Raw genomic sequence first — 6000 nt, 5'->3', positions numbered from 1 at the left:
CTTAAAATACTTTCTTGTACGGTTTTACTGAAACCTGCGCGTAAACGCCTGCTGCGACATAGGGGTCGGCTTCTGCCCACGCCTGCGCTGCTTCTAAAGATTCAAATTCTGCAATTACCGTCGAGCCGGTAAACCCCGCGACACCCGGATCGTTACTGTCAACTGCTGGCATCGGTCCTGCCGTGAGCAGTCGTCCTTCGTCATGCAGGAGTTGCAGACGGGCCAGATGAGCAGGGCGCACGGAAAGGCGTTTGTCGAGAGAGTCTGCGATATCTTGAGCATAAATAACGTACAGCACGGGTAGAGCTCCTTAATCGGTAAAAGTCGTTAATTACGTTATTGGAAAGGCATGCCAACTGCAACGTAAAGATAACGGATTTGTTAAGACCACATTGTGATGAAGGTTTTTTTACATAAAATCGTGTTTTAAATGCGGCTTACTGCCCAGGTCTTATTGAATATGATTGCTATTTGCATTTAAAATCAGGGCCTGGTTTTTTAACTGAAACGATTATGACTTCAATGACCCTTGATTTACCTCGTCGCTTTCCCTGGCCAACGTTACTTTCCGTCGGCATCCATGGTGCTGTAGTGGCGGGTCTATTGTATACCTCGGTACATCAGGTTATTGAACTGCCTGCGCCAGCGCAGCCGATCTCCGTTACCATGGTCGCGCCTGCCGATCTCGAACCGCCCCAGGCCGTTCAGCCGCCGCCGGAACCCGTAGTCGAGCCAGAACCGGAACCAGAGCCAATCCCGGAGCCGCCAAAAGAGGCGCCGGTAGTGATTGAGAAACCGAAGCCCAAGCCTAAACCGAAGCCAAAACCGGTGAAAAAAGTGGTAGAGCAGCCCAAACGTGATGCTAAACCCGCAGAGCCGCGCCCGGCATCCCCATTTGAAAATACGGCGCCTGCGCGTCCAACGACCAGTACTGCGCCGGCAACCAGTAAAGCAGCGGTAAGTGCGCCAGCAGGTCCTCGCGCTTTAAGCCGTAATCAGCCGCAGTATCCTGCGCGAGCGCAAGCGCTACGCATAGAAGGTCGTGTTAAAGTTAAATTTGATGTGACGCCGGATGGCCGTGTTGAAAACGTGGAAATTCTGTCCGCGCAGCCGGCGAATATGTTTGAGCGTGAAGTGAAAAATGCGATGCGCAGATGGCGCTATGAGGCCGGGAAACCGGGGTCCGGACTGGTAGTGAATATCGTGTTCCGTCTGAACGGCGCAACGCAGATTGAATAAGGCGCAGGCCGGATTTGGCGGTTCGCCGCCATCCGGCAATAAGCAATGAACTGAGTGATTGCCGGAGGGCGATGCTATCGTGACTTATCAGCCCAGGGTAGGGATCGGACGTGGCTTACCGTCTTTATCAACGGCAACATAGATAAACAGGGCTTCGGTGGCTTTGTAGCGCTGGCCGATAGGTTCTGAAGCAACTTTCTTCACCCAGACTTCAATATTAATGCTGATCGAGGTCGTCCCGCGCTTCACGCAGCGCGCATAGCAACAAACCACATCGCCTACGGCAACCGGGCGTAAAAAGCTCATTCCTTCAACGCGCACCGTTACCACACGACCATGTGCGATCTCTTTGGCCTGAATAGCGCCACCTATATCCATTTGTGACATCAGCCAGCCGCCAAAAATATCACCGTTCGCATTGGTATCGGCAGGCATAGCCAGAGTGCGTAAAACCAGTTCACCCTGGGGAGTATTATTCGTTGTTGTCATTGTTGAACCGACTATAGAGAAAGATTACAGGCGCGATGCTACTAGAATTTGCGCGTTGAGAACAGAGGGATGCGGCGTGTGAAGTGGAAGTAAGCCGGGTTAGCGGTAATGAGGAACCTGAGGGGATAAAAATTCGCCAGATCGGTAGATCTGGCGGGCATGTATTACGATTTATCTTCCTGCGGCAGATGGCGGTAAATATAGACACCGCTCAGCAGCGTAAAGAATAAGGTCAGGGCTGTCAGGCCGAATACTTTAAAGTTGACCCAAATATTCTGCGGCAGCCAAAAAGCGATATAGATATTCGCCAGGCCACAGAGAATGAAAAAGACGGCCCAGGCTAAATTAAGCTTCGACCAGACCTGCTGCGGCAGGGTCAGCTCTTTGCCTAACATGCGCTGAATCAGTGGCTTTTTCATCACCCACTGGCTAACCAGCAGCGCACCGGCAAACAGTCCGTAAATCACCGTAACTTTCCACTTAATGAATTCATCGTTGTGGAAGAAGATAGTCAGGCCACCGAACACGGCAACCAGAACAAAGGTGATTAACGCCATCTTCTCGACCTTGCGGTAGCGAACCCAGCTGTAAATCAAAACCACAGCCGTCGCGACAATCAGTGCCGAGGTCGCCGCGTAGATGTCGTAAAGCTTATAAAAGGCAAAAAAGACAACCAGCGGTAAAAAATCAAGAAACTGCTTCATTCTTCATTCCGTCATCAAAAGCACCAGGCCTGCGCCCGGTATGCGTTCAGGGTTTATTGGCGAATCAGCATGTACAGGCGGAACAAATAGATCAGCAACACGGCGGAGATCATATTGCTCAGCGTATTCGCCAATACCGCGCCTACGTTCGGCGTAAGTACCGCAAAACTTGGCGCAAAAAGCAACAGCAGCGTTTTAGCCAGCAGCCAACCGATCACTGCCGGCGCGACCAGTCGCATATTAGACCATGTCAGACGCATACTGTTGCGCATTGCGGCAAAGACACCCATTTTATCCTGTACCAACATCACCGGTGCGAGAGCTAACAGGATAGCCAGCAGAATACCGGGTACGACCACCAGCATAATACCGATTTGCACCAGCAGAGTAGTCAGAAAAATCAGAATAAACAGCTTGGGCAACACTGGCGCACTGGCGCCGATGGCGCGTAACGCGCTGACCCGATGACCTGCTGAAATCAGCTGAATCATCAGGATGATACCTCCCGCGAGGATGGCATTACCAATCAGGCCTGAAAATGTCGACGCCGCGGAAGCGCGTAGCAGAATTTGCTGTTGCTCCGGGCTCATATTTTGTACCAGATCGAACAGACCCACGCTACTGGTTAACTGATCCCCTTCACTGAGCTGCGCAATTTGTGCGTCACTGGGAGAAAAGGCATGCCCTAACACCACTGTGATAAACGCGCACAACAACGATACCAGCAAGATGGTAATGAATTGATTACGGAAAAAGTTTCCCGTGTCACGGTAAACGGATTTCGCCGTGATAGACATGCACTCTCCTTGAGTTTTGCAGGTGTTCATTTGCGGGCAATTGTACCCTGGATAACTCTACAGTGGCAGCATCGCGCGATGTATGGAAAGGCATATCTTTGTAAAGCTCCGGTAATTTTTGGCTATCACTTCAGCGTTATGCAAGAACGCTGATTGTTCTCTGCGCATCATGGGCAAATAAGCAACGCTTGCCATCAGCAGGTATCGGATACTTGCATGGCGAAAATATATCAAAATTGATCTGAATTAATTTAACCAGGATTTTGAATGCAAGTTCTAACTTAATCTGGATCAATAAATGTTAAATTATCAAAGTCAATGTGATCCAGGTAAGATCACTTATTACTCCAATGTGGGTATATTTGTTCCGCTTTTATAACCATAACGATGGAGCGGACATGAAAAAATTAACAGTTGCAGCAGTGGCTTTAACAACTCTTCTCTCTGGTAACGCATTTGCGCATGAGGCTGGAGAATTCTTCATTCGTGCGGGTTCTGCTACCGTCAGGCCGACGGAAGGCGCGGGGGGGACGCTGGGAAGCTTAGGTGGCTTTGATGTCAGTAATAACACCCAGTTGGGTCTGACATTCACCTACATGGCAACCGACAATATCGGTGTTGAATTACTGGCAGCCACGCCGTTCCGTCACAAAATTGGGACTGCCGCGACGGGCGATATTGCCACTGTTCACCATTTACCGCCGACATTAATGGCACAGTGGTACTTCGGTGATTCCAGCAGCAAACTGCGTCCTTACGTTGGTGTTGGTGTGAACTACACCACCTTCTTCGACGAAAGTTTTAACGATAACGGCAAAAAAACTGGCTTATCGGACCTGAGCCTGAAAGATTCCTGGGGTGCGGCAGGGCAAGTCGGTATGGACTATCTGATTAACCGCGACTGGCTGATTAACATGTCGGTCTGGTACATGGATATCGACACCACCGCAAGTTATAAAATGGGTGGCGTCCAGCAGCGAGACAGCGTGCGTCTCGAACCGTGGGTGTTTATGTTCTCTGCGGGTTATCGTTTTTAAGCTCTTCTGCAAAGCCCTTCTGCAAAACTGGTCATTTGATGACCAGTTTTGCCAACTCTTCAGCATTAACGAACATCATTCCAATGGTATTTTTTACCCGTTGTGTCCATGATGAAAATCTCCTTTTGGTAGTTTATTAACCAGGATTTCATAGACTTTTTCGCGTTGCCCTGACGATGGATGCCAAGCCACAATTCTGCAAGAGAGTTAAGATCATCGGCAGACCACGGCGTATTATAATCTCCAGTGAACTTTGTTTTCTCATCGACTAAATGGCTGTACCAAATATACATCGGGATTTGTAATGCCTCTTTAGGCGGTCTAACACCACCATGAGAATAAACCACCGAGCGAGCAGGATCACGGATCAGCGCATGATCGGAAAAATACATTACTGATGAGCGAGTGTTTTCCAGTGCATTGAATATATTACCCATCAGTTCATCAGTATAGCGAATTGAGTTATCATAACAATCGTCAGCTTTACTCTGGCCAAATAAGACAGTATGACTTTCTGGAAAACGTTGACAGGAAGGTTCATGACTGCCATATAAATGCAGGACAATAAGTTTCTTACCTGGCTTCTGCAATGCCTTATGTAATAACGGTAACAACGCCTCATCATAGCCATATTCTATCCATTCATGCTGATGTGCATTCATGGCAATCCCGGTAATTATATTGTTATGCGCCCCTCCATTTCCCTGGCGACTGTACCAGTATGTATCATAGCCAGCCTGGTTGGTGATATTAATAATATTATCGCTGTAATTACGCGGGTGACGGGCTTGCACTGAGTCAGCAGTAAGTGCCAGGGGGACGGCCATGATTGTTACCGGTGCAGGCGCAATCGCGTTATTAAACAGTAAAAGTTGCTGCTTTTGTTTGATAAGTTCAGGGGTGGTATCCCTTGTGTATCCATATATCCCCATATTTAACGCACGCGCAGATTCCCCGACGATCAGTATATAGTTTTCGATCCCGGTATCAGTTACTGTTATCTTATAATTGGGAATGTTTGTACCGATATCAGAAATTATGGCGTTATCTTGCATAGCCTGCATAAACTCTTTTCCGGTACTTACTGGAGTAGAGCGGATGACTCGTTGCACCAGACTTTCAACATTACTTTTCCTGATCTGGTGGAGATAAGCTTGCGAAAACAAAAAGAAAATTATCAAGCCCAAAATAACTATTGGGTAGTGACGAAATCGATAGGGTACAGGTCTCGCGCCAGTGTTTATAGAGTAAATAAAAAACATTACAAGTATAAAGAACGTAACACAGTCGCGCCAATATAATCTCAGCATCGCTATTGCTTCACTGGGAGTTGTATTTAAAACACTTAACGCAAATCCATAACTAAATTCTGAGTTGTAATTATTCCAGGCATGCAATTGAAGAGTGATATCAGCTGCGACGGGTATTAAAATTAAAGCAGCCAGAATATTTCTGAAAAAGACATACTGTAGGCATCGTAGTGAAAGCATGATCATGAAAAACACAAGTGTCCGATTAATCACAGTGTTATATTTTGCAGTTAATATATTAACACTGGCAATAATTAACACGGAAATAATTAGCGGAATAATTTTAAGTGGGCGTAAACCACTTCTGACCATTTGAAGGTTAAATTGGATAGACATGATTTTTAATTTATGGACCCAGATATCCTGACAAACAAAATATGTTTTAAACATAAGAATTTTCTTCTTATGTGCTTTTATTGTTTAC

Annotated in this window: 7 protein-coding genes and 1 pseudogene; 2 read left to right on the top strand and 6 right to left on the bottom strand. The window is 47.2% G+C overall.

The window, feature by feature from the left end:
- Position 1 precedes the first annotated feature (1 nt).
- Positions 2 to 298, bottom strand: a complete 297-nt coding sequence (locus JSN25_RS17090; protein ID WP_006684292.1) for a YciI family protein — start codon at positions 296 to 298, stop codon at positions 2 to 4.
- A 224-nt stretch (positions 299 to 522) separates the two neighbouring features.
- On the opposite strand from JSN25_RS17090, the gene tonB reads away from it, so the two are divergent.
- Positions 523 to 1239: a TonB system transport protein TonB gene (gene tonB, locus JSN25_RS17085; protein WP_038643203.1), complete on the top strand. Its 717-nt coding sequence runs from the start codon at positions 523 to 525 to the stop codon at positions 1237 to 1239.
- Between the two features lie 87 nt (positions 1240 to 1326).
- Here tonB and yciA read toward each other — a convergent pair whose 3' ends face one another.
- The 4 genes and pseudogenes from yciA to JSN25_RS22130 form a co-directional block, all read right to left on the bottom strand.
- The gene (gene yciA / locus JSN25_RS17080) at positions 1327 to 1728 is read right to left on the bottom strand and encodes an acyl-CoA thioester hydrolase YciA (RefSeq protein ID WP_038640996.1); all 402 of its coding nucleotides are present in this window, start codon (positions 1726 to 1728) and stop codon (positions 1327 to 1329) included.
- Between the two features lie 164 nt (positions 1729 to 1892).
- Positions 1893 to 2432 (bottom strand): septation protein A, encoded by a 540-nt coding sequence (locus JSN25_RS17075; RefSeq protein ID WP_069324644.1) that lies wholly within the window; start codon positions 2430 to 2432, stop codon positions 1893 to 1895.
- Positions 2433 to 2485: 53 nt separating this feature from the next.
- Positions 2486 to 3229 (bottom strand): YciC family protein, encoded by a 744-nt coding sequence (locus JSN25_RS17070; RefSeq protein WP_085048092.1) that lies wholly within the window; start codon positions 3227 to 3229, stop codon positions 2486 to 2488.
- 28 nt (positions 3230 to 3257) lie between these two features.
- Positions 3258 to 3344, bottom strand: a pseudogene (locus tag JSN25_RS22130) (YkgJ family cysteine cluster protein); the annotation flags it as partial.
- A gap of 283 nt (positions 3345 to 3627) precedes the next feature.
- On the opposite strand from JSN25_RS22130, the gene ompW reads away from it, so the two are divergent.
- Positions 3628 to 4266: an outer membrane protein OmpW gene (gene ompW / locus JSN25_RS17065; protein ID WP_204525171.1), complete on the top strand. Its 639-nt coding sequence runs from the start codon at positions 3628 to 3630 to the stop codon at positions 4264 to 4266.
- A 65-nt stretch (positions 4267 to 4331) separates the two neighbouring features.
- On the opposite strand, the gene JSN25_RS17060 is transcribed toward ompW, so the two are convergent.
- A complete protein-coding gene (locus JSN25_RS17060; protein ID WP_325168714.1) occupies positions 4332 to 5966 on the bottom strand; it encodes a phosphoethanolamine transferase in 1635 nt (544 codons plus the stop codon).
- Between the last annotated feature and the right edge of the window lie 34 nt (positions 5967 to 6000).

Origin of the sequence: Citrobacter cronae, from assembly GCF_016893685.1 — a bacterium.
Taxonomy (GTDB): Bacteria; Pseudomonadota; Gammaproteobacteria; order Enterobacterales; family Enterobacteriaceae; genus Citrobacter; species Citrobacter werkmanii.
This window is presented reverse-complemented; position numbering and strand designations above follow the sequence as displayed.

What these genes read in the sequence shown, in the direction of transcription:
- tonB (WP_038643203.1), top strand. Translation starts at nt 523, where the DNA reads ATGACCCTTGATTTACCTCGTCGCTTTCCCTGGCCAACGTTACTTTCC.
- yciA (WP_038640996.1), bottom strand. Translation starts at nt 1,728, where the DNA reads ATGACAACAACGAATAATACTCCCCAGGGTGAACTGGTTTTACGCACT.
- JSN25_RS17075 (WP_069324644.1), bottom strand. Translation starts at nt 2,432, where the DNA reads ATGAAGCAGTTTCTTGATTTTTTACCGCTGGTTGTCTTTTTTGCCTTT.
- JSN25_RS17070 (WP_085048092.1), bottom strand. Translation starts at nt 3,229, where the DNA reads ATGTCTATCACGGCGAAATCCGTTTACCGTGACACGGGAAACTTTTTC.
- ompW (WP_204525171.1), top strand. Translation starts at nt 3,628, where the DNA reads ATGAAAAAATTAACAGTTGCAGCAGTGGCTTTAACAACTCTTCTCTCT.
- JSN25_RS17060 (WP_325168714.1), bottom strand. Translation starts at nt 5,966, where the DNA reads ATGTTTAAAACATATTTTGTTTGTCAGGATATCTGGGTCCATAAATTA.